At 55.5% G+C, this 25,189-nt stretch carries 24 protein-coding genes and 2 pseudogenes; 11 read left to right on the top strand and 15 right to left on the bottom strand.

Translation table 11 applies throughout. The features are described from left to right. Nucleotides 1-43: 43 nt before the first annotated feature. Genes KZH41_RS06830 through KZH41_RS06810 form a run of 5 tightly spaced genes read right to left on the bottom strand, consistent with a single transcriptional unit; the run spans nucleotide 44 to nucleotide 3,804 of the window. Nucleotides 44-1,021, bottom strand: coding sequence for a FecR family protein (locus KZH41_RS06830; RefSeq protein WP_242154588.1), 978 nt, complete (start codon nucleotides 1,019-1,021; stop codon nucleotides 44-46). Further along, complete coding sequence (locus KZH41_RS06825; protein ID WP_094951381.1) at nucleotides 1,018-1,596, bottom strand: RNA polymerase sigma factor; 579 nt, start codon at nucleotides 1,594-1,596, stop codon at nucleotides 1,018-1,020. Before KZH41_RS06825 ends, KZH41_RS06830 begins: the two co-directional genes overlap by 4 nt. A 7-nt stretch (nucleotides 1,597-1,603) precedes the next feature. Further along, complete coding sequence (locus tag KZH41_RS06820; RefSeq protein ID WP_094951382.1) at nucleotides 1,604-1,930, bottom strand: DUF3325 domain-containing protein; 327 nt, start codon at nucleotides 1,928-1,930, stop codon at nucleotides 1,604-1,606. Continuing rightward, nucleotides 1,931-3,505, bottom strand: a complete 1,575-nt coding sequence (locus KZH41_RS06815; RefSeq protein WP_242154586.1) for a PepSY-associated TM helix domain-containing protein — start codon at nucleotides 3,503-3,505, stop codon at nucleotides 1,931-1,933. Next, entirely contained in the window at nucleotides 3,502-3,804 is a 303-nt protein-coding gene (locus KZH41_RS06810; RefSeq protein ID WP_094951384.1) for a DUF3649 domain-containing protein, read from the bottom strand. The genes KZH41_RS06815 and KZH41_RS06810 overlap by 4 nt, the downstream gene beginning before the upstream one ends. Before the next feature lie 170 nt (nucleotides 3,805-3,974). Between KZH41_RS06810 and KZH41_RS06805 the strand changes: the two genes are divergently transcribed. The 3 genes from KZH41_RS06805 (at nucleotide 3,975) to fecA (ending at nucleotide 7,828) form a co-directional block, all read left to right on the top strand. Further along, entirely contained in the window at nucleotides 3,975-4,463 is a 489-nt protein-coding gene (locus tag KZH41_RS06805; protein WP_094951385.1) for a sigma-70 family RNA polymerase sigma factor, read from the top strand. Further along, entirely contained in the window at nucleotides 4,460-5,401 is a 942-nt protein-coding gene (locus tag KZH41_RS06800; RefSeq protein WP_263274568.1) for a FecR domain-containing protein, read from the top strand. Before KZH41_RS06805 ends, KZH41_RS06800 begins: the two co-directional genes overlap by 4 nt. 90 nt (nucleotides 5,402-5,491) lie before the next feature. Beyond that, nucleotides 5,492-7,828 (top strand): TonB-dependent Fe(3+) dicitrate receptor FecA, encoded by a 2,337-nt coding sequence (gene fecA, locus KZH41_RS06795; RefSeq protein ID WP_263274567.1) that lies wholly within the window; start codon nucleotides 5,492-5,494, stop codon nucleotides 7,826-7,828. Between the two features lie 300 nt (nucleotides 7,829-8,128). On the opposite strand, the gene KZH41_RS06790 is transcribed toward fecA, so the two are convergent. Beyond that, nucleotides 8,129-9,001 (bottom strand): LysR family transcriptional regulator, encoded by an 873-nt coding sequence (locus KZH41_RS06790; RefSeq protein ID WP_263274566.1) that lies wholly within the window; start codon nucleotides 8,999-9,001, stop codon nucleotides 8,129-8,131. 106 nt (nucleotides 9,002-9,107) lie between these two features. Between KZH41_RS06790 and KZH41_RS06785 the strand changes: the two genes are divergently transcribed. Continuing rightward, nucleotides 9,108-10,619: an MFS transporter gene (locus tag KZH41_RS06785; protein ID WP_094951389.1), complete on the top strand. Its 1,512-nt coding sequence runs from the start codon at nucleotides 9,108-9,110 to the stop codon at nucleotides 10,617-10,619. 59 nt (nucleotides 10,620-10,678) lie between these two features. Here the strand turns inward: KZH41_RS06785 and KZH41_RS06780 are convergent, their stop codons facing one another. Next, complete coding sequence (locus KZH41_RS06780; protein WP_094951390.1) at nucleotides 10,679-11,089, bottom strand: HPF/RaiA family ribosome-associated protein; 411 nt, start codon at nucleotides 11,087-11,089, stop codon at nucleotides 10,679-10,681. Between the two features lie 213 nt (nucleotides 11,090-11,302). Next, nucleotides 11,303-12,250 (bottom strand): LysR substrate-binding domain-containing protein, encoded by a 948-nt coding sequence (locus KZH41_RS06775; RefSeq protein WP_263274565.1) that lies wholly within the window; start codon nucleotides 12,248-12,250, stop codon nucleotides 11,303-11,305. A 137-nt stretch (nucleotides 12,251-12,387) separates the two neighbouring features. On the opposite strand from KZH41_RS06775, the gene KZH41_RS06770 reads away from it, so the two are divergent. From KZH41_RS06770 to KZH41_RS06760, 3 genes are all read left to right on the top strand, one after another. Continuing rightward, nucleotides 12,388-13,764: an L-serine ammonia-lyase gene (locus KZH41_RS06770; protein ID WP_094951392.1), complete on the top strand. Its 1,377-nt coding sequence runs from the start codon at nucleotides 12,388-12,390 to the stop codon at nucleotides 13,762-13,764. A gap of 61 nt (nucleotides 13,765-13,825) precedes the next feature. Next, complete coding sequence (locus KZH41_RS06765; protein ID WP_242154580.1) at nucleotides 13,826-15,112, top strand: serine/threonine transporter; 1,287 nt, start codon at nucleotides 13,826-13,828, stop codon at nucleotides 15,110-15,112. A 286-nt stretch (nucleotides 15,113-15,398) separates the two neighbouring features. Beyond that, complete coding sequence (locus tag KZH41_RS06760) at nucleotides 15,399-15,713, top strand: DUF3509 domain-containing protein (RefSeq protein ID WP_094951394.1); 315 nt, start codon at nucleotides 15,399-15,401, stop codon at nucleotides 15,711-15,713. On the opposite strand, the pseudogene KZH41_RS06755 reads toward KZH41_RS06760, so the two are convergent. Further along, a pseudogene (locus tag KZH41_RS06755) lies at nucleotides 15,710-15,973 on the bottom strand (phosphate-starvation-inducible PsiE family protein); the annotation flags it as partial. The gene KZH41_RS06760 and the pseudogene KZH41_RS06755 sit on opposite strands and share 4 nt — an antisense overlap. 406 nt (nucleotides 15,974-16,379) lie before the next feature. On the opposite strand from KZH41_RS06755, the gene KZH41_RS06750 reads away from it, so the two are divergent. The 3 genes from KZH41_RS06750 to KZH41_RS06740 are packed head-to-tail and all read left to right on the top strand — an operon-like array spanning nucleotide 16,380 to nucleotide 19,265. Continuing rightward, nucleotides 16,380-17,456: a hypothetical protein gene (locus tag KZH41_RS06750; protein ID WP_263274564.1), complete on the top strand. Its 1,077-nt coding sequence runs from the start codon at nucleotides 16,380-16,382 to the stop codon at nucleotides 17,454-17,456. Continuing rightward, on the top strand, nucleotides 17,453-18,586 hold the full coding sequence (locus KZH41_RS06745; protein WP_263274563.1) for a hypothetical protein: 1,134 nt from the start codon (nucleotides 17,453-17,455) through the stop codon (nucleotides 18,584-18,586). Before KZH41_RS06750 ends, KZH41_RS06745 begins: the two co-directional genes overlap by 4 nt. Beyond that, a complete protein-coding gene (locus KZH41_RS06740; RefSeq protein ID WP_263274562.1) occupies nucleotides 18,579-19,265 on the top strand; it encodes a hypothetical protein in 687 nt (228 codons plus the stop codon). Before KZH41_RS06745 ends, KZH41_RS06740 begins: the two co-directional genes overlap by 8 nt. Before the next feature lie 133 nt (nucleotides 19,266-19,398). Here KZH41_RS06740 and KZH41_RS06735 read toward each other — a convergent pair whose 3' ends face one another. From KZH41_RS06735 to KZH41_RS06715, 5 genes and pseudogenes are all read right to left on the bottom strand, one after another. Continuing rightward, a complete protein-coding gene (locus KZH41_RS06735) occupies nucleotides 19,399-20,598 on the bottom strand; it encodes a DUF3800 domain-containing protein (protein WP_263274561.1) in 1,200 nt (399 codons plus the stop codon). A gap of 40 nt (nucleotides 20,599-20,638) precedes the next feature. After that, on the bottom strand, nucleotides 20,639-21,709 hold the full coding sequence (locus KZH41_RS06730) for a PIN domain-containing protein (RefSeq protein WP_263274560.1): 1,071 nt from the start codon (nucleotides 21,707-21,709) through the stop codon (nucleotides 20,639-20,641). Nucleotides 21,710-22,138: 429 nt separating this feature from the next. Next, nucleotides 22,139-22,588 carry a phosphate-starvation-inducible protein PsiE gene (locus KZH41_RS06725; protein WP_263274559.1) on the bottom strand — a complete coding sequence of 150 codons (450 nt, stop codon included), beginning with the start codon at nucleotides 22,586-22,588 and terminating at the stop codon, nucleotides 22,139-22,141. 143 nt (nucleotides 22,589-22,731) lie between these two features. Beyond that, nucleotides 22,732-22,974, bottom strand: a pseudogene (locus tag KZH41_RS06720) (phosphate-starvation-inducible PsiE family protein); the annotation flags it as partial. A gap of 284 nt (nucleotides 22,975-23,258) precedes the next feature. After that, nucleotides 23,259-23,519: a DUF6124 family protein gene (locus KZH41_RS06715; RefSeq protein ID WP_242154578.1), complete on the bottom strand. Its 261-nt coding sequence runs from the start codon at nucleotides 23,517-23,519 to the stop codon at nucleotides 23,259-23,261. Between the two features lie 273 nt (nucleotides 23,520-23,792). Here KZH41_RS06715 and KZH41_RS06710 point away from each other — a divergent pair, with 273 nt between their 5' ends. Next, nucleotides 23,793-24,053 (top strand): YebG family protein, encoded by a 261-nt coding sequence (locus tag KZH41_RS06710; RefSeq protein WP_003188807.1) that lies wholly within the window; start codon nucleotides 23,793-23,795, stop codon nucleotides 24,051-24,053. A gap of 55 nt (nucleotides 24,054-24,108) precedes the next feature. On the opposite strand, the gene KZH41_RS06705 is transcribed toward KZH41_RS06710, so the two are convergent. Further along, on the bottom strand, nucleotides 24,109-25,128 hold the full coding sequence (locus KZH41_RS06705) for a Leu/Phe/Val dehydrogenase (protein WP_094951396.1): 1,020 nt from the start codon (nucleotides 25,126-25,128) through the stop codon (nucleotides 24,109-24,111). Nucleotides 25,129-25,189 lie beyond the last annotated feature (61 nt).

The following is a 25,189-nucleotide window of genomic DNA, read 5'->3' as shown; positions in this document are numbered from 1 at the left end:
CTGGCGGAGAATTGCGAAAGGAAAATTGAAGCCTGATGTATCGCTAACGCAACACAATCATCCGGCCCAACAGGCTGTGCTGCTCAAACCCCAACACCGCCTGCAAGGCATTCAACACCGCCTGCGGGTCGTTGCTCGGAAAGCTGCCACTGACGCGTTTGGCGGCCATCTCGTCGTTAAGCAGCAGGATGCGGCCCGGGTAATAACGGCCCAGGTCCTGGACCACTTCGGCGAGCGGCGCCTTGTAGTAATTGAGCCAGCCGTCACGCCAGGCTAGGCGTGATTCGCTGTCGACGGCATGCAAGGGCTCAGCCACACCTTCGGCGTAGGCCACTTGCTGGCCTGCCGTCAGAACTTGCTGCGAGCCCTGCTTGGACGGCGTCACACCCACCCGACCGGACAGCACCGTCACCTGGGCGCCCGCCGGTTGCAGGCGCACTTCGAACTGGGTACCCAGCACTCGCGCTTCACCGCTGCCGGCCTCGACCACAAACGGTTGGCCGGTGTGGGTCACATTGAAAAAGCCCGCCCCGCGACGCAACTGAATGTGACGCTCGCCCTGGCTGAAATCCACGGCGATCGCGCTGTCGGCATCCAGGGTGACTTGGGATTGATCGGCCAAGGTCACGGTCTTCACCTGCCCCGGCGCCGTCACATAATCGGCGCCGAAGTCATCGACCCAGCGCGACGGCTGCCAACCAGCGCCCATCGCGACCATCACCAGCAGGCACGCAGCCATGGCCAAGGCGCTGCACCTGCGCACAATACGTGAGCGCTTGGAGGTGTTCATCGCATTGAGGTAGCCCTGCAAGGCCAAGGCGTCCTCGTCCGCCAGTGCGCGCGCCGGCACCTCGCTCAACTCCCACAACACCTGGGCCTGGGCATAGGCCTCGACGTGCGCAGGGTCGGCACGCAGCCAGCGGCTGAAGGTGGCTTGGTCGCCACTGCTGGGCTGATCGTGCAGCAGGCTCAGCCAGTCAAGTGCGGCCTGCTCCTGGGCGGGCGTGGGGGTGACGGTCACGGTGCTTTCCCTGGCGTACGTGGGCAAGAGGGTTCGCGAAGGCTGGCTTTGCAGGCTTCGAGGGCACGCATCATATGTTTTTCCACGGCACTTTGGGACAGCCCCATGGCCTTGGCGATTTGCGCGTATTTGCGCCCGTGAATGCGGTTGAGCAGGAAAATCTGCCGAGTGCGTTCCGGCAAGCTGCGCAAGGCGGCCTCGACATGGCGCAGGTCATTGCCCGCTTCGAGGGCGGCCTGGGGTTCGGAGCCCTGATTGTCCTGCTGTTCCGGCAACCAGCCTTCGCTGCTGCGTGCGCGTGCACCTTCGCTGCGCAGGTGGTCGATGGCGATGTTGCCGGCGCAGCGCAACAGGTAAGTGCTGAGCTCTTCGACCTGCACCAGTGGCCGGCGCCAGAAGCGCAGGAACAGGTCTTGCACCAGGTCGGCCGCGGTGGCGCGGCAGCCCACGCGTCGGCTGACCAGCGCTTCCATTTGCGAGCGCTGGGACAAAAACACCTGCAGGAAATGCGCACGTCCACCGGCCGCATCGGTGTGCGGGCTGTCTTGGGATTCCGGCGGAGTGCTGATCATCATGGAAGGCTCAGAATAAGGCGAACGCCGCAACCGGGCTGGCCAACAGGCCGACGCCCGCCAGGGTCAAGGCCAGCCTTGGCCGATACGGCAGCAGCAACACCAGCAGCAGTGCACTGAGCATCAAGACGGCGCACCACTGCACCAAACCCTGGGCCCAACCCGAGCCAGCGACGGCCGGCCAGATCGCCAGCATCAGCAGCAGCCAACCGCATGCGCGCAGGCTCAAGCGCCGACTGGGCGATGGTTTGCTGTGCAGCAATTCACCGTGATGGCGATCGGTAGACAGGCACAACGCGGCAAACCCGGCGTAGCACATCAACAGGGCGAGCAGCATTCAGTTCGCCTCCTGCTTGAGCGTCAATGCCTGCGCGCGTTCGGCCTTGGGCTGCGGCGCCATGCGGCGCTGCATCTTCCAGGCCGCCCAGGCCAGGAACAGGCCGCTGGCCAGGCACGTCAGGTCGAAGCCGGCCATGGCCCAGTCACCGCTGAGCAGTGACACACCCAAATGCTGCGAGGTGGTCAGCGCGTTGAGTAGGGGAATCGCCACAAACAGCAACGCGCCGACGCTCAGTTGCTCAACCCAGCCTTGGCGGCCTCGACGCAGCACGGCGTGCAGCAGGCTCAAGCCCCAGGCGATAAAGAAGGCCTGCACTTCCCAGTCGGAGCGCTCGGCGAAGCTCATCGGCAACAAACGGTTGGCCCAGAAAAACGCCGCAATAGCGATCATCAGCCCAGACATGCTGGCGATATTCAGCACTTCCACCAGCCGCAGCTCAAACGGCATCACACCGGTTTTGGCGTGCTTGAGCTGGCGCTTGCCGAGCCAGATCACCAGGCCGGTGCCGATCATGGCTGTACCCGCCAAGCCGCAGATAAAGTACAACCAGCGCAGCACCGGGCCGGCGAAATGGCCCATGTGCAGGCCGTAGAAACTGCCACTAATCGCCGCCGGCAGCGACTGCTCGCCACTGACCCGCAACAACTCGCCGGTGGTGCCGTTGAACGACACACTGCTGCCAAAATCATGCACCACGCGGTCGGAACCGGACCGAACCACATTGACCGAGGCGTTCACATCGCCCGGGTTGTTGACCACTAAACGGCCAACATGCCCGCCTGCCCATTGCTCGCGCGCTAGCTGGTACATCGGCAATAACGGCAGCAATTTACCCGGCTGGCCGAGCGCCGGCGCATTGTTGGTGTTGGGGAACACTTCATTGAAAAACCCACGGCTGTCGTCGCCGTAGGAAGCCACGATCGGCGCGGGCATCACCATGCTCATGAAGATCACCAGGCTGCTGTAGGTGATCATCAAATGAAACGGCAGTACCAGCACGCCCACCGCATTGTGCCCGTCGAGCCAGGAACGCTGGCCTTTGCGCGGGCGAAAGGTGAAGAAGTCCTTGAAGATTTTCTTGTGGGTGATGATGCCGGTGATCAACGCGACAAACATCACCATCGCGGCGATGGTCGACAGCCAGCGGCCCCACGGGTAGGGCATTTGCAGTTGGAAGTGAAAGCGGTAGAAGAACTCGCCGCCCATAGTTTCACGGGCCTGCACGGGTTGGCTGGTGACTGGGTCGAGGACTTTCTGGATGAAGTTGCCGCGCTTGCCGGGGTCGACTTTGTCTTGCCACATCACCGACAGGCCGGGGTCGCGGCTGCCAGGCAGGGTGATAAACCAGCGCGCGGCGTTGGGCGCCTGGTGCTGCAGATAGGTTTGCGCGGCGGCCAGGCTGCGCGCATCGTCCAGTGGGTGGGCCTGCACTTCAGGCTGCATCCAATGGGTAATTTCGTCTTTGAAATAGGCCAAGGTGCCGGTCAGGAAAATCGCAAACAGCAGCCAGCCAAAAATCAATCCGGCCCAGGTGTGCAACCAGGCCATCGCCTGGCGAAAGCCCTCTTTCATGTGCGTGCCATCCAGAAACCCACGCCGGCCAGGGTCGCAAACAGCGCGCTCGGCAGCATCACACCCGCCCAGGCGCGCCACGCCGTGCGGCAGGCAAAACACCAGAGCACCGCCAACAGGTAGAACACAAACGAACTCATCATCCCGGTGATCACCGCGTCGGCGCGCGACGTCGGCATCCACAGCGCCAGGCAGACGGCTGCCAGGGACGCCATCAGATAACCGCCCACCACGGCAGCCAGCACCCGCGAGGTGACGGCTAGACGGTAGGTAACGGGAAGTGTGCGTTTGCTTTTCATGCAGGAGGCGCCAGGTTCATCAGCGCGCAATATTAATGATAAATATTCTCATAAGCAAAAGAGAACGGATGAATCACCGGCCTTACCGGATTGCCGAACCTTGTCACGCACCCTACAATGCGAACAATTCTTGTTCTCTAAAGCATGCCGATGCTTGTGGAGTGATTGCGTTGCAGCCGTCCAATACCGTCGAAGTTCTGTACAACGACCATCATCACTGGCTCACCGGCTGGTTGCGACGCAAGCTCGGCTGCCCGCAAAGCGCCGCCGACCTGGCCCAGGACACTTTTATCCGCGTGCTCACCGCGCGGGAAATACCGACGCTGATCGAACCCCGCGCCTTTCTCACCACCGTGGCCAAGCGCGTACTGTTCAACTTCTACCGCCGCCAGGACCTGGAGCGCGCCTACCTCGACGCCTTGGCGCAAATGCCCGAACACGTGGCGCCGTCGGAAGAAGAACGCGCAATCATCCTGCAGACGCTGCTGGAGCTGGACCAACTGCTCGACGGCCTGCCCGTGCAGGCCAAACGCGCCTTCCTGCTGGCCCAGCTCGACGGCCTGACCTACGCGCAAGTCGGCGCCGAACTGGGCATCTCCATCGCCACCGTCAAACGCCACCTGAACAAAGCCGCCATGCGCTGCTACTTCGCCCTATGAACTTCTCCACGCAAGTCGCCGAGCAAGCCGTGCACTGGCTGATGGAAATGCAGCAAGGCGCGCTCAACCCGCGCCAGCAAGCTGCGTGGCAGCAATGGCTCCAGGCCCACAGCGAACATCAACGCGCCTGGGACCATATCCAGCGCGTCAACCAACGCCTGCGAGGCATGCCCTCGCCGCTGGCGCACGCGGCGTTGAACGCGCCGAAATCCAGCAGCCGGCGCCAGGCCCTCAAGCTGCTGCTGATCCTCGGCGCCGGTTCGGCTGCGGCCTGGAGCCTGCGCCAACAGCAGATTCTGCCGCCGCTGAGCGCCGACTACCGCAGCCCCGTCGGCCAGCGTCGCAAGGTGCAATTGGCCGATGGCAGCCAATTGCAGCTCAACACCGGCAGCGCGGTGGATGTGCATTTTGATGGCCGCCAACGGTTGGTCCGCCTGCTTGAAGGCGAAATCCTGCTGACCGCCCGCCCCGGCGATACGCCGCTGCACGTGCTGACCGGGCAAGGCCTGCTGAGCAGCCAGGCTGCACGGCTGAACGTGCGCCAGTTCAACGACCATACCCAACTGGCGGTCTTCGATGGCCATGTCGACGTGATGCCCAACCGCTACAGCGGCCTAGCTCTGACGGTCGAGGCCTCGCGCCAAGTCAACGTCACCCGCAAAGGCTGGGACACCCCGCGCCCTACCGATGCCAACAGCGGCGCCTGGGCAGACGGCATGCTGGTGGCTGCGCACATGCGCCTGGAAGAATTCCTCGCCGAGCTGGGCCGTTATCGCCGCGGCCAGGTTAATTGCGACCCGCAAGTGGCTAACTTGCTGCTGTCCGGCAGTTACCCATTGGATGACAGCGAACGCATCCTCGACCTGTTGGAAGTCAGCCTGCCAGTGAAAGTGCGGCGATTTACCCGCTACTGGGTGACCGTCCAGGCACGCTCGTAAATTATTTTTAAAAAATATGAGCCGTTTTCCACACCTCGCGTGACAGAGAAGGAAAGCCACCTTGATCCTTCCTTCTCAGGACCGCCCTTCATGCCCCAGCAACCGACGCTCCTCGCCCGTACCTTGCGCCAACTCCTACTGGGCGCCAGCCTCAGTCTTACCGCGCTGGCACCTGTCATGGCCGCCGACGCCAAGCCGTATCACATTGCGCCGGCGAGCCTGGAAGCGGCGCTGAATCAATTCGGTCGTGAGGCCGGCGTGCTGATTTCCTTCGGTTCCGAGATCACGGCGGGTATGCAGAGCCGTGGTTTGTCGGGCAACTACAGCGCCGACGAAGGCCTGCAAAAACTGCTCGAAGGCACCGGCCTGCAAGCCCGCGCCGAGGGCGAAAACGCCTACAGCCTGCAACCGGCGAGCGCCCCTGCCACGCTCGAATTGCAAACTTCAAACGTGGTCGGCGACTGGCTCGGCGACGCGGCGCAAACTAACGTGTTCGAACACCCCGGCGCGCGTGATGTGATCCGCCGCGAGGAATTCGAGCGCCAGGGCGCGACCCAGGCGCGTGACGTGCTCAACCGCATCCCCGGCGTCAACGCACCGGAAAACAACGGCACCGGCAGCCATGACATGGCGCTCAACTTCGGCATTCGCGGGCTCAACCCACGCCTGGCTTCGCGCTCTACGGTGCTGATGGACGGCATCCCGGTGCCCTTCGCGCCGTATGGCCAGCCACAACTGTCCTTCGCGCCGATCAGCATGGGCAATATGGATGCGGTGGACGTGGTTCGCGGCGGCGGCGCGGTGCGCTACGGCCCGCAGAACGTCGGCGGCATCGTCAACTTCGTCACCCGCGCAATCCCGGATGCACCGACCGTCAAAGGCGGTTTACAGACCGAGACCAGTCCGTCTTCCAGCCACGATGGCTTCAAGACCACCGGTAACCTGCTGGCCGGCGGCACGGCCGATAACGGCCTGGGCGGCGCGATTCTGTACTCCGGCACCCGTGGCGGCGACTGGCGCGAAAACAGCAACACGCGCATCGACGACTTGATCCTCAAGGGCAAATACCAGCTCGACGATGCCAACAGCTTCAACGCCATGGCGCAGTACTACGAAGGCCAGGCCGATATGCCCGGCGGTTTGAACGTCAAGGACTACAAGGCCGACCCGTACCAATCCACGCGCCCCTACGACAAATTCTGGGGCCGCCGTACGATGTTCAACGCCGGTTACCGCTACCAGGAAGACCGTCGCGAATTCACCGCCAATACCTTCTTCACCACCACGTTGCGTAATGGCTACCTGGATCAGGGCAACTTCCTCTCGCTGTCGCCGCGCGAGTACTGGGTACGCGGCCTGGAAACCCGCTTCGCCCAAGGCTTCGACCTCGGCCCGACCAGCCACGAAGTCGGCGTCGGCTACCGCTACATCAACGAAGCCGGCCACGAGTTGCGCTACCGCACGCCAATCAGCGCCAACCAGCAACTGCCCGACACCAACAGCCGCAACGACCGCGATACGCGTGGCGCCACTGAAGCCAATGCGTTTTTCCTCGATGACCGCATTGATATCGGCAAGTGGACCATCACCCCGGGCATTCGCTACGAGATGATCGAGTCCCAGCAGACCAACAACCTGACCAACGTGAAATACAAGGGCGACTACAACACCGCGTTGCCGGCGTTGAACGTGCTTTACCACCTCACCGAAGACTGGAACCTCTACGCCAACACCGAAGGCTCGTTCGGCAGCGTGCAGTACAGCCAGATGCCCAACCGCGTGACCAGCGGCGAAGTGAAACCGGAAAAAGCCCGCACCTGGGAACTCGGCACGCGCTACGACAACGGCACCCTGCGTGCGGAAATCGGCGCGTTCCTGATCAACTTCGACAACCAGTACGACAGCAACCAAACCAACGATTCGGTAATCGCCCGTGGAGAGACTCGCCATCAGGGCATCGAGTCGAGCATCAACTACGCCCTCGACGGCTTGAGCCCGGCGCTGGCCGGTTTTGATGTGTACGCCACTTACGCCTACGTCGATGCAACCATCCGCGAAGACGGCTCGACCAAAGGCAACCGTGTGCCCTTCTCGTCCAAGCACAAAGGCACCTTGGGCGTCGGTTACACCGAAGGCCGCTGGAAGCTCAACCTGGACAGCAGCTACCAGAGCAGCCAGTTCGCCGACAACGCCAACACCCAGGCCGAAACGGACGACGGTGCCAATGGACGCATCCCCGGCTACATGCTGTTCAGCAGCCGCGCGGCGTATGACTTCGGCCCACAGCTGTCGGATTTGAACGTGGCAGTCGGGGTAAAAAACATCCTCAACAAGCAGTACTACACACGCTCGTTCGACGATAACAACAAGGGCAAATACGTCGGCGAGCCGCGCACGGTGTACGTGCAGACGTCTATCGCGTTCTGATTGCCTGAGTCATAGAGCTCCAGTTAAGGAGTGGGACCTTACAAACGGTGCAAAACCTGGGGGAGCTGTCGAGCCCCAGCGAGGCTGCAAAGGCGGCGGCACAGGCGCTATCTAAGGTGCCTGACCCACCGCTTTCGCAGCCTCGCTAAAGCTCGACAGCTCCCACAGGGGATCGGTTGTGTCGGTCAGATCTCGGCTCGCAGAAGCATCGCGACAAGTCCAAATCTCACCCACGAAGAAGATCAACTGGGGGAGCTGTCGAGCCCCACAGGGGATCGGCTGACCTGATGGCAACGGGGTCTAACTACCTGCCAAGCAACTCGGCGTGCCGGCGACCAAGGCATCGATGGCGCAGCGAGTCTTGGCCGGCATGTGTGCGGCCGTGGGCCAAATCACATGGATCGGCGCAGGCTGGTCGCGGTAGCTCGGCAGGACCGCTTCCAGTTGGCCGCGCAGTACATAGTGCGCAATCAGCCAGCTCGGCAACCAGGCCAGGCCCACGCCCGCAATGGCGGCGTCGGCCACGGCCTGGAGGTCGTCCAGCACCAAGGGCGACGGCACACCCGAGCGATGCGAGGTATTGCAACGGTAGGCAATGCCTCGGTGTGCGGCGAGGTCATCGATGCACTCAATCCGCCCGACACGCTGCAAGTACGCCGGTGAAGCGGCCAGGCACACGGACTGCTCGCCCAGGCGGCGTGCGCTCAGGCGGTCGGTGTCCGGTAGCGGGCCGATGCGCACGGCAACGTCGAAACCTTCCTGAGCCAGGTCTATCAGCCGGTCAGAGAACGAAATCTCGATCTCCAGCTCCGGGTAACGGTCCATCAAGCCCCACAAAGCAGGCGCCGCATAGTGATGACCGAACGCCAACGGCAGGCTCGCCCTCAACCTTCCACGCGGCTGTTGCCGGCCACTCTCCAGCACCGATTCGGCGGCTTCAAGTTCGGCCAGCGCACGCAGGCAATGTTCGTAGTAGGCCTGCCCGTCCTCGGTCAGCCGTTGGCGGCGCGTGGAGCGCTGCAACAAGCTCGTGCCCAGGCGAGCCTCCAGTCGCGCCAACCCTTTACCCACGGCCGAACGCGTGAGGTTCAGCCGTTCGGCGGCCTCGGTCAGGTTGCCGCTTTCGACGATTTGCAGAAAGAGTTCAACGCCATCAAAACGCGGTGTGGCCATGATTTCATTGTCGCTCTTGATTCCCTTATCAACGGAAAACTTATCACAAATAAAGAATCTTGTTCCCGTAAGAATAGTGCGCTCACCTAATCGAAAGGAATATCCCATGCCGCCCGCCGCAGCCGTATCGGCCGTCAGCGCACCGCGCACCGCCAAAGATGGCCTAGCCCTCACCGCCGTCTGCCTCGTAGCCCTGATGTTCGGCCTGGAAATTTCCAGCGTGCCGATCATCCTGCCAACCCTGGAACAGCAACTGGGCACGGGCTTCCAAGACGCGCAATGGATCATGAATGCCTACACCCTGGCCTGCACCAGCGTACTGATGGCAGCCGGCACACTGGCCGATCGCTTTGGGCGGCGGCGCATGCTGGTGTTGTGCCTGTGGCTGTTTGGCTTGGCCTCGCTGGCGTGTGGCTTGGCGAACGATGCGCCCACGCTGATCGCGGCGCGGTTTGTCCAGGGCGTGGGGGCCGGGGCAATGATGATCTGCCAGTTCGCGATTCTGTCGCACCAGTTCCGTGAGCCGGCAGCGCGGGCTCGGGCCTTTGCGATATGGGGCGTGATCGCAGGTGTGGGCCTGGGCTTTGGGCCGATGGTGGGGGCGTTGATCCTGGCGGTCGCGGACTGGCGCTGGGTGTTCCTGGTGCATGTGCCGCTGACCTTGCTGACACTCGTGCTGCTACGCATCAGCGTGCAAGAGTCCCGTGACCCGGCCGGCCATCGCCTCGACATCGCCGGCATGCTGACCCTGACGCTGTCGGTTTTCGCGCTGGTTTACTTCATCACCCAGGGCAGCGAGAACGGCTTTGGCACGCCGGCCATGCTTGGCTGGGCAGGCTTGTCGTTGGCCGGGCTGCTGTTGTTCATTACTGTCGAGCGACGCAGCGCGCACCCGATGTTCGATTTCTCGGTGTTCCGCATCCAGCGCTTCAACGGCGCGCTGATGGGCTCGATCGGCATGAATTTCAGCTTCTGGCCGTTCATGATCTACCTGCCGCTCTACTTCCAGGCGGGCCTGGGCTACGACACGCTGACCACCGGCGGCGCCCTACTCGCCTACACCTTGCCGACCTTATTGGTGCCGCCGCTGGCCGAGCGCCTGGCCCTGCGCTACGGCGCCGAGCGCATCATTCCTTTGGGCCTGGGCATGATGGGCGCGGGGTTTATCGTCATGGCGGCGATCAATACGGCCGAGCAGCCAACCATCGTATGGGTACTGCTCAGTTGCGTGATAACCGGCGTCGGGTTGGCGCTGACCAACTCACCGACCACCAACACCACCACCGGCTCCGTCTCGGCCGACCGCGCGGGCATGGCCTCAGGCATTGACCTCAGCGCACGGCTGATCACCTTGGCGCTCAACATCGCACTGATGGGCCTGGTGTTGTTGCTGGGCATCAGCCATCACCTTTCCAGCCTGCTGCCCCAAACTTCGGCGCTGGACTGGCCCGCGATCAGCCAGAACATTGCGGCAGGCAAGCTGGACGCGTTGGTGCTGCCCCCCGCAGATGCCCGGGCGGCGCTGCGCCAGGGTGCCGGTTGGGCCATGCTCTTTGCAGGCCTTGGCGCGGGCGGGTTGGCGATGTTGAGTGGGTATTTCTTCCGACGCGGGCGGTAAACGAAAACGGGCCTGCAGATGCAGGCCCGTTTGATTGGGGTTGAAAAAACACTCAGCTATCAGCTGTTAAGCGCAGCCTGTTCGTTTTCCAGAAATTCCTCTTCGAGCTCGGCCTCGTCGACCTTGGTATTAGGCAATGCTTGCCCGGCGGCGCGTGGTTTGCCGCGTAATTTGCCGTAAAGATGTTCCAGCGCATGCTCAAGCTTGGTAGCTGCGCCATCAATCGCCTGTTCCAGGGTATCGGCCTTATGCAGGACCGACAGTGGTTGATGGCCTTTTGGCCGCGCTTCCAGGCGGCAACTTAGATCGTGGGGACCGGGCTTGTCGCCATTCTCATCCTTCAGGTAGACCTCGACGCGGGTCAGGTCTTCTTCATAACGTTCGAGCGTGCTCTCAATGGTAGTACGTACCCACTCCTCCAGTCGGATGCTGCTTTCAATATGGTTATCGCTATTGACTTGGATTTGCATAGTTCTTCCCTTATTTCAGCTAGCTCGCGGGAGGTCACAAACTGCAACACCGGGGTGGTGAAACCATGACCTCTTGACTACACAATTGAGCAGTCAGAAGAACATTTCAAGCCCTTTGCAAAGATAAATCCCACATTACAAATTAAGTCTGACGACGAGCAAAAACGCTGTTAGGGTGGGGAGTTAGTTACATCTTCTTACGCCCAGCGAACCTCATAATTGCCCCTCTCCCAACGGGTGCAATCCGCGAAAAATCCCCGCTTCCTCCACCAGCCAGTCATGTACCGCGCGTACGCCCGGATGGCTCAGTGCGCCCGGCGCATACAGCAGCACGTAGCGTTTGTGATTGGGCACGGCCAGGCCGAACGGCACGATCAAGGTGCCACGCTCCAACTCATCATTGAGCAAAGTGCGCCGCGCGATGGCCACGCCCATGCCGGCGATGGCGGCTTCGATGGTCAGGTGGTTGCGGTTGAAGGTGTGGCCGCGCCGTACGTCGGCCTGGTGGTAGCCGATGGCATTCAGGTAAAACTCCCACTCGGCGTATTCATAACTCCCACGCCAGGCGGTGATGTCGTGCAGCAGCGGAAAATGCACCAGGTCGGCCGGGCCATGCAGTGGCGGGCGGCCGCGCAACAGGCTGGGGGCGCACACCGGAAAAATCTGCTCATCGAGCAGGGCTGTGGATAACAGGCCGGGGTAGCTGCCGTCGTTCAAGTCGATGGCCAAGTCGAAGTCGCCTTCGTGCAGGGCAATGCTGCTGTCTTCGGCGACCATGCGCAGCTGGATATCCGGAAAGCGTTGCTGCAAACGCGGCAAACGCGGGGTCAGCCATTTGCCGAGAAACGACGGGATTGAGCGCAGGCGCAAGGTGCCGCTGATCATCCCCGCGTCCAGCCGCTGCAACTCCGCATCGATGCTGCCGTAAGCCTCCCCCACCGTCGCCGCCAGCCGTTGCCCCTCGGCACTCAACTCCACACCGCGCGCACGCCGATGGAACAGCCGGAAACCCAGACGCTCCTCCAGCTGGCGGATTTGCTGGCTCACCGCCCCCGGCGTGATGTGCAGTTCTTCGGCGCAGCGGGTGAACGACAAATGCCGCGCAGCGCAGGAAAAAACGTGCAGCCAGACGTAGGTCTGACCATGAAGGGGCCGGGGCATAGAGTTTAGTCCTGCTAAAGGGTGTCTTAGGATAATTCGTTGGTCAGTGCCGATCCAGAGGCTCAGTATCGCGCCAATTCCGCCTGCTCTACAAAACATGGCAGCGATTTCTACTCCATTGCTTGTAAGGCTTTAGCATGGCTATCAGTGTTTTCGATCTATTCAAGGTGGGCATCGGCCCTTCCAGCTCCCATACCGTCGGCCCGATGCGGGCGGCGGCGACCTTTGCCCAGGCACTCACCGACCAAGATTTACTGAGTGACACGCGCCGTGTCGAGGTGCGCCTGTACGGCTCGCTGTCCGCCACCGGCGTGGGCCATGCCACCGACCGCGCCTGCGTGATGGGCCTGATGGGTGAATGGCCAGACAAAGTCGACCCCACCTCGATCAACGCACGTATCCAGCAATTGCGCGAATCCGGCCAACTGTTGCTCGCGGGCACACAGGAAATTGCCTTCAACTGGCACACCGACCTCCTGCTGCTGGACGAAAGCCTGCCCTACCACCCCAACGCCATGTCCCTGCACGCCTATGGCGACAATGGGTTGCTGAGCGAACAAACCTATTACTCGGTAGGCGGCGGTTTCATCATCGAGGCGGCCGAAGCAGCTTCCGGTATCGCGCCGACCAGCGATGTTGAATTGCCCTACGACTTTTCCAGCGCCGTCGAACTGCTGGCCTTGTGCAACAAGCACGGCTTGCGGGTTTCCGAGCTGATGATGGCCAACGAACGCGCGTGGCGCAGCGACGAAGACATCCGCAGCGGTTTGCTGCATATCTGGTCGGTGATGCGCGAATGCGTGGAGCAAGGCCTGCGCGATGAAGGCATCTTGCCCGGAGGCCTGGATGTGCCACGCCGAGCGGCGAAATTGCACCGCAGCCTGTTGGAAATCGGCAAGCCCAACGTAATCACCTCGACCTTGTCGGCGATGGAATGGGTCAACCTGTTCGCCCTCGCCGTCAACGAAGAAAACGCCGCCGGCGGGCGCATGGTCACCGCACCCACCAATGGTGCGGCAGGCATCATCCCGGCGGTGCTGCATTACTACATGAAGTTCAACCCGGACGCGTCTGACGACGACGTGGTCAATTTCTTCCTGGCAGCCGCCGCTGTCGGCATCCTCTGCAAGAAAAACGCCTCGATCTCCGGCGCCGAAGTCGGCTGCCAGGGCGAAGTGGGTTCAGCCTGCGCCATGGCCGCCGCCGGCCTGGCCGATATCCTCGGCGCCACCCCGGAACAACTGGAAAACGCCGCCGAAATCGGCCTGGAACACAACCTCGGCCTGACCTGTGACCCGGTCGGCGGCTTGGTGCAAGTGCCGTGCATCGAGCGCAACGCCATCGCTGCGGTCAAGGCGATCAACGCCACGCAAATGGCCCTGCGCGGTGACGGCAAACACTTCATTTCCCTCGACCGGGTGATCCGCACCATGCGCGATACCGGCGCCGATATGCATGACAAATACAAAGAAACTTCACGGGGCGGCCTGGCGGTCAGCTGGGTGGAGTGCTGATCGGAGCACCTCTACCCGCCCCAACGTGAGCCCGCGCAAAAATAATAACGAGGCAATATCGATGACCGATGTACGTACACCTGCTGCCGAAAATCCTGCTATAGCAACAACCGTGACCAAAGGCTGGACCAAACACGACACCACCTGGATGCTCGGCCTCTACGGCACGGCCATCGGCGCAGGCACCTTGTTCCTGCCGATCAATGCCGGCGTCGGCGGTTTCTGGCCACTGATCGTGCTGGCACTGCTGGCCTTCCCTATGACCTTCTTCGCTCACCGTGGGCTGACGCGCTTTGTGCTGTCAGGCAAATCCGGCGACATCACCGACGTGGTCGAAGAACACTTCGGCGTCGGCGCCGGCAAGCTGATCACCCTGCTGTACTTCTTCGCCATCTTCCCGATTCTGCTGGTGTACAGCGTGGCGCTGACCAACACCTTGAGCAGCTTCATGGAACACCAACTGCACATGGCCCCGCCGCCGCGGGCGATCCTGTCGCTGGTGCTGATCCTCGGCTTGATGGCCATTGTGCGCTGCGGCCAGGGCGTGATCGTCAAAGCCATGAGCGTGCTGGTGTACCCGTTCGTCGCCGCCCTGCTGTTGCTGGCCGTGAGCTTAATCCCCAACTGGAACGGCGCGTTCTTCGCCTCCGCCAGCGAGGGCATGCCGCTGCCGGCTTTCTTCAAGACCTTGTGGCTGGCGATCCCGGTGATGGTGTTTTCGTTCAACCACTCGCCGATCATCTCCGCCTTCGCCGTCGACCAGAAGCGCGTATACGGCGCCCAGGCCGAGCGCAAAAGCAGCGGCATCCTCGCCACGGCCCACGGCATGATGGTGCTGACGGTGATGTTCTTCTGTTTCAGCTGCGTGCTGGCCCTGTCGCCAGCTGACTTGGCCGCTGCCAAGGCGCAGAACATTTCGATCCTGTCGTACCTGGCCAACCACTTCCAGACCCCGGTGATCGCCTACGCCGCACCGTTGATTGCGCTGGTGGCAATCACCAAATCCTTCCTCGGCCACTACATCGGTGCCAGCGAAGGCTTCCAGGGTTTGATCGTCAAATCCCTGCGTGGGCGTAACCGCTCAATGTCGTCCAAAGGGCTGGAACGCTGCACCGCGTTGTTCATGGTGCTGACCTGCTGGGCCGTGGCCACTTTCAACCCAAGCATCCTGGGCATGATCGAAACCCTGGGCGGGCCGATCATTGCGTGCCTGTTGTTCCTGATGCCGATGTATGCGATTCGCCGCGTGCCCTCTCTGCGCCAGTACTCGGGCCAGGTATCGAATGTATTTGTGGTGGTGATCGGGCTAATTGCGCTGTCTGCGATCGTTTTCTCTGTGTTGCCCTGAAATAGCCCACAACATCAATCCAATGTGGGAGCGGGCTTGCCCGCGATAGTGGTCTGTCAGCCAGAAATTATTAAGCTGATCCACCGCAATCGCAGGCAAGCCCGCCCCCACAGGGGTTAGAAACAGTCAGATAGGTCGCTATACGGCACGCCCTTTGCTGTACAGCCTATGAGGCAAACGGACTTTGTGAACCCTCAGCGACGGAGTGGCCGGTGGTCAGGCAATGCGAACTATTCCAGACACCGGTCGTCAATGAATGCATGCTCTTATCAGGCGGTAACGCACCATGGACAATCCTTTTCAGATCATCACCGACACCTTCACGCCTAAATACCGCGTCAACCTAAGCATCCAACGGCTGGATGGCAGCATCATGCTCACCCTCTCGAATGAGGACGGCGTGGTTGCCAAACGCATGATCAGCGCCGAACAACGCAACGACCCGCAACGGCTCAAACGGCTGGTGCAAAGTATTCAGTTCGGCATCGCCATCGAGCAGGGCCACAGCGCCATGGAAATCCTGGCGGTGATGACGGACGGCGACCACAAGCTCCTGCAGCGACCGCCCGCCCACACCCTACCCTTCAGCGTCGGGCTTTAAAGCTCGCCCTTCTCGGTCTCCAGGCTCGCCTCGCCTTTGCGACGCGGGCCTTCGACTTTCACCGAGGGGAACGCCGACGAAGCGTAGCGCACGACCAGAATCGCAAACGCCAACAGCAGAATGCCGCCGCACAGGTAGATGATGCCGATGTCCGGCGGGTTGTGGTGGGACACGTTGGAGATCAGCAGGCGCGTCAGCGCAGTGATCGCCACGTAGATCAGGAAGCGCACCGGCATGTGGTTGGTCTTGACGAAATTGCCGGGAGTTTTCTGAAAATAAATTTAATATTTTTGCTCATATTAACTTTCCAAAACTGAGATGCAGATGATGTTCCTGGACCTCACCTTCAACACGCTCAATCCTCAATCGCCAAGCTTGTAGAGTTTTTCTCCCTCACGACATCTTGAGATGTCCTAGAGCAGATCCTTCGCGCCCTAGGCGTCATTCTTTGTTTTTACGAACTCGGCGCAATGACTCACATCGCACAGGCAAAGAGCTGGATGCGAACTGGAAAGCTTCCAAGAAATCCGGTCACAGTGGTTATTGACACCAATAGTTTTTGATCTATGCTGGCGTTTAGCCTGCTAACATGCCATTTGTCAAAATGACTTATGGAGTTAAAGCTCGCGCATGGACAGCAGATCAACTCAGGAATAAGGAAATAAAATGGCTGGAGGAGAAAGAGCTGGTATTGCCGCAATTGCTGGTAAAGTTGCGAACGAAATTATTCCTTGGTTGAAATGGAACACACATCCTCCATCAGACCAAAATTTCGAATGCGTATTACCCCAGAAACATAACCCACCTAAAACCGAGCCCGGCTCAGAGCAGAAAGCACACAATCACCCTACAGACGTAGTTTATTCTTATATAGATCCGTACACAGAAAAAACAATCGCTCTTAACACAGATCTTAAAAGCTACGCGACCGGAACAATAAAACAATTTGCTATTCGAAAAGCATTAAAGTCATTGGCACACTCAATAGACTGCGCTCGTTATAGCGATGAATGGAAAACCCGATACTCATTAACCCAAGAAGATCTTGAAATTAGAGGCATGCTATTCGTATACAATCACGACGGCGGATGGGACAGCACTTTCTACGACATTTTCTATGGAAAAAAAAGCTCAAAAAAATCTAGTACTAGCGCGGAAAGCGAACAAGACATCAATATCCTGAACATAGATCTACAGAAAGACCAGCAAATACACATACTAGAACCAAGCAGCATAAAATATATAAAGACCGTTATAGATGACTTGGAAAAACTCGACTCTAGAGGGGAGTTCAATAGAGCAAACTATCAATTCTTCTACCCCGATCTAAACCTTCACAAAGCCAAAAACCTTCCAAGCTCCAGACCAGCGACCCTCGAGCTGATCTCTGCTCCTTTCATGATCATTGAGTATCAAGAAGAACATTTATTTAACGCAAAGCAAGAGGCAATCAAATCCATCGATGCTGGGTACAAAATTTACTACAAAGCGAGAATAGATGATTGGAAAGATATGTTCTTCTTGCTTGACTCTCTATCTAACTACCAGATTTTAAATAGCAACAAAAAGATATCAATACGCGCGATTGCATCTGACCAAAGCGACATGGCAAAAAATTATTTTAGGACAGCCTCCCAAGAATACATAAAGAAATGGGGTAAATCGGAAACTATAGAAAAAATAGAGTTTGAGCTCATTCCTACCGTGAGTGATTTCTTTAGTAAAGAGGAGTTGGACTGGTGAGTATAGAAAAACAAAGCATATATATGCCAAATGACAAAGCAATTTGTGATGCCGTAAACAGTTCAAAAGTCAGCAATCAAAGCCTAGCAGAAATATTTTTTAAGCGTGGCATTATTATCTCACCCAAAACAGAAAGAAAAGACCTTTCATTCTATTACTCCCGAATGTTCACTGGCTATAGAGACTATGACGAATTAACGTCGAATCTTCAGTCGATCACTCAACGAGAGAAAACCACCTCAAGATTTATCACCAACACAAGTTCTGTAGAAGTGCTACAAGCTGCAAATGAATTAAAAAGTATAATAAACTCTAAAGACTATCCGAAAGACGCATCTGCCACCATTGCCAAACATCAAAACGAAATCAGGCTAACAATAACCTACACAGACATAAACCCCAATAAAAGTCAACTTCAACAGACAATCACAAAAGAATCCACCATCGTAATCACGGAAGAAAAAGGAGAACTTACACTTCGCTCCCCTTATAATGAAGACTCTGAAAAATGGGTAAACCATCTTATCGAAATCCTCTGTAACGACAAAGAAACACCTCCAAAGATAGAAACGATTTCGCTAGAGTTCTTAGACAACCCAAAGATCAGGTCACAATTCCTAGAGGAACTGATCAAAGCAATCAAAGGATACTCATTAAAAGATGTTTCAAAAGTTTCAGTTTTCAACCCGGAAAAAATCAATAAATCCTCGGGAAGCTCAGATGAACTTGAAGCTGAAAATGACGATATCGACTCTGGCACTCATGTATTTCGTGCGTCATTGAATGGAAAAGGAGTACTAAATTCAAAAGAGGTAGACTCATTACATGAAAAAGGATTTTACACGTCCCACGTAGTATGGACATGTAGTGAAGATTCAGCGACACCGGACATTTATGAAATCGAGATAAAATTTGAAGATGCTGAAAATTGCAGTAGGTTCTCTCAAAAAGTAAAAGGTTTTTACAGATACATGTCACTGGAAAAGTATTCAACGAACAGGTTTCCACCTTCAGGAACCATAGAGCGAGACATTCATACAAAAATTGAAACTACCGCAAGAACTTTAATTTCAAAACTCATGCAAGCAGTTCTCCCAACAGCAAAGGGTGCGGAGGCTGAAAGTGCGTAAACTTTTCAGCTTAAAAATTGACCTTGATGAAGTAACATTATTCGAAAGAATAAGAAATCATAAAAACACGAAATCTGACCATGGAATTTACGACATAATCACGGCCGGGGAATTTTTAACAGGGGCATTTTGGATAAGAGAAAAAATAGTCGTTTTAAACGAATTTAATATATATGAGTCAGGAGAACCAGTTTCGTTCTTCAAGGTTAGTAGATGCATATTCAGCATTCAGAGCATCACGAAAAAATCTTTAATACTGACTATTGACTCTTCATCAAAGTCCATCAAACCATTTCTAAAAAGCCTGGAGGAAGCAATTCAATCAAAAATATTTATTTCGCAGATTAAAATATCTCTACTCGAACTGTCTACATATATACAAAACTCTGAAAATTCGCGTGTAAAAATCACACACTCTTACTCTTCAAACCAGACCATTACACTACACGACAAAATATCCTTTTCAATTTACAGCAACGAGAATGCAATTCTATCGGCTCAACGGCTGATACAAGACGTTCCACTAGAGTTTGAAAGGGTGAAGATAGAGTCTTACCAAGATGGAACCGCGGTAGTTTTGGACATCAAGTCGAACTGTCTTTACAGTATATCTACCCCTAACTCCAAACTAGAAAAATCACTCATTGAGTTTGTGATCAAAACGGAGGCAGGCGATTAATCGCCACAAAGCAGATGAATACTCAGTCAAATATACTCAAATAAAAAGCGGCCCTCTCGAGAACGCACTTAGAGTACTTAACACTGTTGTTTTGAAAAATCGGCCCGCCATACACTAAAATGCCCTTATGGGCTCATTGAGTGTTGTAAAACATCCCATTTGGGCCATGCCGCACTAATTGATCAGCAAACAGCTCTTCGTATTTTTCTAGGTCGGCAGGTACCATGACTGCGTGGAACAACAGACCGCACTCCTCAATTGACCTTTCTAAAAGGCTTTTCAGCTTAGAAAAAGTCGCATCTTCCATAGCATTCAGCCCTTTCTTGAAAAACGTCACGTCATCCAATGATGCGTCTTCAAGGTATGCTAATAAGACACGAAATATCCCAGCGATGCAATCTGCCACTTGGATTGGAAGACTACCAACTGAGCTAATAAATTTATAATCATATTTATCCGCCTTATCCATAGCAGAAAAAACGGAATCAATTAGCGGCTCTACCTGATCCTCATCATCCAACACATGCTCAGATTCAGGAAATGTCGAAATTCTATTGATATAAAATGTGGAGAAATCACCTATTAATACCTTTTCATCCTTCTCGTAAACCAAGCGAAATTCGAGATCATCAGCGTTGAGCGTCAATCGCTTGTAGATGAAGTATCCTAACCTCATCAGATTGGAGCAATCACTGTTTTGGTCAATCCTTTCCAAATCCTTTGGTACGAGCTTTCCCCATATCTCCTGATTAAATTCATGAAGAGCTTTAAGAAAATGAACAGCCTGTTCTTTTTCAATTTTTGGATAGCCAAAGCGATTCAATAGATCAATATACCCAACTTTGTCGAGCTTAATCATCTTATACAAACAGTCTTTATAATAATGCTGACTAAGAATCTCTTCTTTATCCGCATTGAAATAAAGCAAATCTTCAATTATATCGAGAGACGACCAATATGCAGTATTTATCGAAAACGCATGAATTGATACATCATTATCAATCAGCCATGAAAGAATGTTGCTAATCCGCCGATTTCCAAGCGTAAACTTCAACGCTTGATGAGGCGTAAAGTTTGATTTGATGGCAACAATATTTCGAAATTTCAACTCATCTGCCGTTTTTTGCAACCTTAGTGATTGCTGTAGCGCTTCAAAATTCAAATCAGACTGATTTTCTTTAAGTGCAATACCGGCCAAAACGAAAATAGGTGATATTTTTTGGTTAGGGTCATTATCAATATTATACTTGCCTTCTCGTAACGAAAAGACGCGCATATTATTCGACTCATCATAGTAAAGTTTATATTTATCTTTAACTTCAATGTAATACATCTTGAATTCCTTATCTGTTGCTGATGATCACTCAAAAAAATTACATCCTAGGATCTTCCCACGGATATTCTTCCACCCCAAACTCGATGCCTTTTGTTAGCCCTTCAACAGCCAGTTCAAAATCTTCATTGATAAACCCACCTTCATCCGCCTCAAAGGTTAAGTCTATTTCGACAGAAAAATCATGCTCTTCTTCTTCTTTTCGCTGAGTATCTTCAAACGTATAGAGAATATCATCTTCCCTGTCGTAACGACCGCTTGCGGTGTCCGGTCCAATTACATCAACCTCAATTTTCACGGTAACGTTGAAGTTTATTCGGCAGCCATCGTTGTCGAGGTGCGTAATATCAGGCTCAAACTCACCGATTTCTGTCACCCTAAACTCATCTACTTCTGCATCCTCCCACGTCGATGCATTGTAGCCTTCTGCGTTCTCAATCTGATTTTTCAGTGCAATAATAATATCTTCTTTTTTTTCTATTAAAAATTTCTCCACAAATTTTGATCGTTCGTCTATATGTTTATAGCAAATATCTAACAGCGAATTTAATGATTCAACATGGATAAATTGTTCATGTGCGCTACAAAAAGCCTTATGGTCCCCATCAAGCGATACAACATACATTTTCTCGCCACGTTTCAGGTGTGAGCGCAAAGACAGGAGGGAAAATGCATCACGAAATTCTGTTTTTTTTCCAAGACCAAATGGTCGAGCCTGTTTGAAAAAAATTTCTAGAATTTCGTTTCCTTCCACCTTTTTCATATCTATAATTTTTGCATTAGAAGCTTCTAAAAAATCTTGAAAATCAGAATATCCTTTCTCTTTAAGCTCATATTCTGATATCTCTGGAAATAGCTTATCAGCTATTCCTTTGTCATTCTTTAAAAACCCACAGCGCCTTTGAAAGCTTTCTATGCCTTTCAACCCATCAATTATGAACTCCAGAATTTTTTTTCTTACTTCTTGCACCACAACTGTGTTAGTAACGTGTGAAAGCTCGCCTTTTTGGCAAAGCTCTTCAAACGATATAATATTTTTGGCTGAAAAATCCAAAGCGAGATTACAAAACACCTGCGTATCTATAAATACATTTTTGGTTAGCAGTGCCATTCTTCACCTCAAGCATTATTCTTCACAGGCTGCTCATAGGCTAGCTCATAAATAATTTATGCGAATTTCTCATCACAAGTCACTTACCCCTGAAATAAGAACATTCTCACTTGACCAACTACTGCCATCTGTCGAATCAGAAGACATCCACCAAATAGTATTATCTTTCACAACAACAAACCGGTTCGAATATCCGGAACGACGACTCCAGTCGTAATAGTGGTGTTGCTTCACTGGAAGCAGCCTGCTCACATGAACGCCATTTACTGACTTTTTTGTCACATTGATCAATGTGCTTTTGAATGGCATTCCCATTTGTGTCAGTCCCACCCATTGCCCCGTTACCCTGACAGCATAAGCCGCGTAATGTAAACCTGAAAGTCAAAAAAAGGCCACCCGAAAGCAGCCCTTCCATTCAAGACAACTCTTTCAATCTGTTTTTTCTTTTGCAGAGGGATATTTCGAAGATGAATACCTAACCACCAAAATCGAAATTGCCAGCAGCAACACACCACCACACACGTAAAGAATTCCGGTATCCGGCGCATTGTGATGAGAAACATCACTTATCAACAATCGAATCAATGCAGTTACGCCGATATACAATAAAAATCTTAAGGGCATGTGATTAGTTTTAAAATAAATTCCCGCCATGGCTAACAATTCTAGATAGATAAAAAGCAGCAAAATATCATCAACCGTTATTTTCGGCTGTTGAAGCATATCTATAAATGTAAATACTCCAGCCCAAACGGTGATTAATCCAATTGCGAAAAGGGCGAGGTAATGAAACGTTTCTACGAATAAATTACCAATCGAATCAGCACCACCATGCAGCTTTTTGCGCAGGCTTTCAGCCCATTTCACTTCTTGCGTCATCCTACCCACCACTGTTCAGAAATTAAACGAATCAGACCAACCACACGGCGATCAGAAGCGGTTCATGCTCGCCATGGCCCCGCATTAGCGGGCTTTGCAAGCATCTGGTAGCCACTACTAGGAATGTTAGTAACGTAGACCTTCGTCTTGAAATAAATCCCGACCATTGCGCCCAGTTCCAAGTAGATGAACAGCAGCAAGATGTCATCGATCTTGATGTGCCCGGTTTCCAGCATTCCCAAAAATTCCATCACCGCCGCCCAGGCGGTCACCGCACCAATGGCGAACAACGCCAGGTAGTGGAACGTCTCGACAAACAGATTGCCCAGCGACTCAGCCAGCCCATGGACATTTTGACGCAGCTTTTCGGCCCAGTTGAATTTCACGATGATGCTTCCTTAGGTCGGCTCGACCGGATAATGCGGGTTGGACGTAACGGGTGTTCTGCATGCAGAAAAAAGGCCAGAGGCAGGTATAAGATGATGGCGACGTGACGTGAGGCACAGGGTGACAACACAACTTGCTCCCGTTGGGCCGGGCTGACGCTCCAGCACGTAGCGCCCCTAAAACCTGCAAATGGGTTTTAACTGGAAGAATACCTTCGCCTGAATTGGGGCTGCCTCGCAGCCCAACGCGAGCAAGCTCGCTCGCCACAGTTACGCGCTTTGCCTCAGGCGGGTGCGACTTGCTCCAGCGCTCGGTCGACTAATAAGCCGCCCATTTCGACCAGTTGGTGAATCGCCAAGACCAGGCTTCGCTGCGGGCCTTCAAGGTCGAATGCCAGCATATTGGCCATTTCACGGGCGCTGCTTAGGGTTTCGCTGGCGTTTGCCAGAAGGGTTTCTGTGTCCACTGTAGGTGTGACGCTGAATAGCGTGACGGGCGGCTCGGAATTCAAAGCATCGGCGGTACGGTGAGTATTGTTTTCCATGGTGCGGCTCCGGTATTAATCAAGAAAGTTCTCTTTTTCGTGTTCGAGCCGCCAAGCTCGGCCCCGCGATGCAAGGCCCGGAGAAGGTAAGCCACCGTAGGATTACTCGGCAACCTCAGCGTGTTGTCAGAAATTTCCGTTCTAGCAAACCCCTATTTCCCAGCTACATTAAAAAACTGCTACCCAAACCCCGTGGTTTGGCTTACCCTTTTAGCTGTATATAAATACAGTAGTCGCAAAAGACAACTATCGTGAAGGCATGTGAGGTGGTGAATGGCCGTCGAAGTGGTATACCGCAGCAGCCGAGATCTGGAGCGTTTGTTCATGGATAAAGCCGAAGCTGACCGTCATGACAAGATGCTTGAACTCGCTGAGTTGCTGGCAGAAGTGTTGCAAAAAGCCGTGCCGTCCCTGAGCGAGCAACAGGTGGAGGAAGCCGGGATCTACATGGCGAAGAACCGCGATGTATTTGCCAAGGCGTTCAAGAGCCAGCCGGACGCGCTGTCCGAGTTGCTGAACCCGGCAGCGGAATAAAGCCCGAATTGAACAGGCCCTGAATCATTGATTCAGGGCCTTTTTAATGCCTGGCTTATGGGTAGAGCAGGCGTTCGGCCAGCTCATCCGCCACCCGTGCGGGGGAGCGTTTTTCGGCTTGGGCGTGGGCGAAGATTTCCGTCAGGCGTGTGCCGATGTTGGACAGATGGGCGGTGATACCTGCCAACTCCGCGCCGCTGTGTTTGAGGGCGACGTAGATCAGGCCGCCGGAGTTGATCACGTAGTCCGGGGCGTAAAGGATGCCGCGCCCCTCCAACTGGTCGGCGATGTCCAGGTTGGTCAGTTGCGCGCTGGCGGAACCGGCCACGGCGGCGCAGCGCAGTTGGCCGACGCTGTGGCGATTGAACACGGCGCCGACGCCGCAAGGCGCGAGGATGTCGCACGGGGTGCTGAGCAAGGCGTCGTTGGCGATGGGGTGCGCGCCGAATTGCTCCATGGCCAATTGCACTTTGCCGTGGTCAATGTCGCTGACCAGCAGTTCGGCGCCAGCGGCGTGCAGTTGCTCGGCCAGGGCGTAACCGACATTGCCCAGGCCCTGGACGGCCACGCGCAAGCCTTCGAGGTTGTCACTGCCCAGGCGCGCCATGGCAGCGGCGCGGATGCCGGTGAACACGCCCATGGCGGCATGGGGCGCCGGGTCGCCGGCGGCGGTGGTGCTGGTGACGAAGCGGGTGTGCTGGGCGATGCAGTCCATGTCGGCGACCGAGGTGCCACTGTCGATGGCAGTGATGAAACGGCCGTCGAGTTTTTCGATGCAGCGGCCAAACGCTTCAAACAGTGCCGCACGGCTCTCCACATGCACGGGGCGGATGATCACTGCCGTGCCGCCGCCCACCGGCAAACCGGCCAGGGCGGCTTTGTAGCTCATACCTTGGGCCAGGCGCGCGGCATCGGCCACGGCACTTTCATCGTCGGGGTAGGCGAGGTAACGGCAACCGCCCAAGGCAGGTCCCAGGCGGCTGTTGTGGATGGCGATGACCGCCTTCAGCCCGGTCGCCGGGTCGATGCTCAGGTGCAGCGATTCAAGGCGGGTGCTGTGCATGAGAGCAAACATCGTCGGGCTCCCGAATCACTTCTGGTAGAGGCCCAAGTATAGGCTTACGCCAGGAAACTGC

This window comes from Pseudomonas sp. YeP6b (assembly GCF_025642995.1).
Taxonomy (GTDB): Bacteria; Pseudomonadota; Gammaproteobacteria; order Pseudomonadales; family Pseudomonadaceae; genus Aquipseudomonas.
The sequence above is the reverse complement of the archived record's forward strand: the minus strand, read 5'-3'. Positions and strand labels throughout refer to the sequence as shown.

Bases quoted from the DNA above. Each gene is read 5' to 3' on its own strand.
- KZH41_RS06825 (WP_094951381.1), bottom strand. From the start codon at position 1,596: ATGATGATCAGCACTCCGCCGGAATCCCAAGACAGCCCGCACACCGAT.
- KZH41_RS06820 (WP_094951382.1), bottom strand. From the start codon at position 1,930: ATGCTGCTCGCCCTGTTGATGTGCTACGCCGGGTTTGCCGCGTTGTGC.
- KZH41_RS06815 (WP_242154586.1), bottom strand. From the start codon at position 3,505: ATGAAAGAGGGCTTTCGCCAGGCGATGGCCTGGTTGCACACCTGGGCC.
- KZH41_RS06810 (WP_094951384.1), bottom strand. From the start codon at position 3,804: ATGAAAAGCAAACGCACACTTCCCGTTACCTACCGTCTAGCCGTCACC.
- KZH41_RS06800 (WP_263274568.1), top strand. From the start codon at position 4,460: ATGAACTTCTCCACGCAAGTCGCCGAGCAAGCCGTGCACTGGCTGATG.
- fecA (WP_263274567.1), top strand. From the start codon at position 5,492: ATGCCCCAGCAACCGACGCTCCTCGCCCGTACCTTGCGCCAACTCCTA.
- KZH41_RS06790 (WP_263274566.1), bottom strand. From the start codon at position 9,001: ATGGCCACACCGCGTTTTGATGGCGTTGAACTCTTTCTGCAAATCGTC.
- KZH41_RS06785 (WP_094951389.1), top strand. From the start codon at position 9,108: ATGCCGCCCGCCGCAGCCGTATCGGCCGTCAGCGCACCGCGCACCGCC.
- KZH41_RS06780 (WP_094951390.1), bottom strand. From the start codon at position 11,089: ATGCAAATCCAAGTCAATAGCGATAACCATATTGAAAGCAGCATCCGA.
- KZH41_RS06775 (WP_263274565.1), bottom strand. From the start codon at position 12,250: ATGCCCCGGCCCCTTCATGGTCAGACCTACGTCTGGCTGCACGTTTTT.
- KZH41_RS06770 (WP_094951392.1), top strand. From the start codon at position 12,388: ATGGCTATCAGTGTTTTCGATCTATTCAAGGTGGGCATCGGCCCTTCC.
- KZH41_RS06765 (WP_242154580.1), top strand. From the start codon at position 13,826: ATGACCGATGTACGTACACCTGCTGCCGAAAATCCTGCTATAGCAACA.
- KZH41_RS06760 (WP_094951394.1), top strand. From the start codon at position 15,399: ATGGACAATCCTTTTCAGATCATCACCGACACCTTCACGCCTAAATAC.
- KZH41_RS06750 (WP_263274564.1), top strand. From the start codon at position 16,380: ATGGCTGGAGGAGAAAGAGCTGGTATTGCCGCAATTGCTGGTAAAGTT.
- KZH41_RS06735 (WP_263274561.1), bottom strand. From the start codon at position 20,598: ATGTATTACATTGAAGTTAAAGATAAATATAAACTTTACTATGATGAG.
- KZH41_RS06730 (WP_263274560.1), bottom strand. From the start codon at position 21,709: ATGGCACTGCTAACCAAAAATGTATTTATAGATACGCAGGTGTTTTGT.
- KZH41_RS06725 (WP_263274559.1), bottom strand. From the start codon at position 22,588: ATGACGCAAGAAGTGAAATGGGCTGAAAGCCTGCGCAAAAAGCTGCAT.
- KZH41_RS06715 (WP_242154578.1), bottom strand. From the start codon at position 23,519: ATGGAAAACAATACTCACCGTACCGCCGATGCTTTGAATTCCGAGCCG.
- KZH41_RS06710 (WP_003188807.1), top strand. From the start codon at position 23,793: ATGGCCGTCGAAGTGGTATACCGCAGCAGCCGAGATCTGGAGCGTTTG.
- KZH41_RS06705 (WP_094951396.1), bottom strand. From the start codon at position 25,128: ATGTTTGCTCTCATGCACAGCACCCGCCTTGAATCGCTGCACCTGAGC.